Source organism: Streptococcus sp. 1453 (assembly GCF_013276955.1).
Lineage (GTDB): Bacteria > Bacillota > Bacilli > Lactobacillales > Streptococcaceae > Streptococcus.
This window is the reverse complement of record NZ_VMLZ01000035.1, coordinates 1-1,209: the sequence shown is the minus strand read 5'-3', so window position 1 is coordinate 1,209 and position 1,209 is coordinate 1. Positions and strand designations below refer to the sequence as shown.

Genomic DNA, 1,209 nt, shown 5'->3' with positions numbered 1-1,209 from the left:
GTCCCACTTGACCATCTTTTAAACAATTAATCTCGGTAATCTCGCTATTCTTGGCAGTATCAACACTATTTTGGACTTGGCTTGGTCAATTTGAGGTGTTGCATCGTATTCTTTGGACTCTATGGCTGCTTTTACAGCATTCTCCTCTTTCGTAAGATGTTGGATACCATTAATCGTAGCCTTCTTCTCGTTCGCTTTTGTCTGTAGTTCTTGCTTAGCCCCATCCCTATCAATTGGTGCTGTAGCTCTAACGCTATTTGTCGAGAATCCAGACTTCATTCCTTCACTGAATGTTTCATCTGTTCCTTTCCTCACGTAGGCAACCACTACTCTGACATCTCCTTCGCCAAGTTTTGAATCTCGGTATTCAGGTGGAACAAAATTAAAAGTTCCAGAAACGGAGACACGTGTCTTTGCTATAGTATGGTAGCCCTGAGCTTCATTGTTATAGCTATAAGGATTAGGTGAACCACCACGTACTAAATAAGCCATCAACTCAGCGCCATCTGGTGTGTTACCAGGTTCCGCTTTTACACCAATAGTTCCCGAAATTATCGGCTTAGTCTCGGCTTTACCTTCTAACTCCTTATTAGTTGTCGTAATCCTCGCATCAGGTAAAGGTCTAGCAATAGTTAGTGTATTCTGATTTGTATTTCCTGAAGAATCTGTCGCAACAACCGTTACTCTGGTGTAACCATGCCTATCAACCGGCATTCTTCCTCGCAAATCTACATATCCCAATCCATTTGTAAGAGTTAATCCTGTCGCTGATAGTCCTGTGCCTTCCAGACCATTAACTGTAATACTCCTAACGGTCTTACCACTGAAAGATTTGACGGTTATTCGGAGGTTATTTCCAAAGGCTTCACCTGTACTTAGCGTTCGTAGAGTTTCTTCGCTATATTGTGGAACCTTAGTTGTACCCTTACCGAATCCTATTTTCAAGGAATTATCAACAGATCTCTCTTTCCTAGATTTAGGACTATCGCTGCTACCTTTTTCCACACCATTCTTTAATTGGGTTGCCTTTTTATATTCCTCAAGTGCAGCATTAAAGACCTCCTGATTGACAAGCCCATTTTCTGATTGTCCCAATGCTTCGTTGAGTTTATCATAGGCTTCCTTGAGTTTTTGGACTTGTTCTGGATTTTCAGTGCTGGTCTTCAGTTCTTGGAGGAGTTTATGGATTTTGTCCGATAGAGGATAGCT

General features: G+C 41.6%; 1 pseudogene. It reads right to left on the bottom strand.

The annotated features are described in order from the left end of the window. Positions 1-18 precede the first annotated feature (18 nt). Positions 19-1,209: pseudogene (locus tag HW098_RS10245) on the bottom strand (hypothetical protein); the annotation flags it as partial.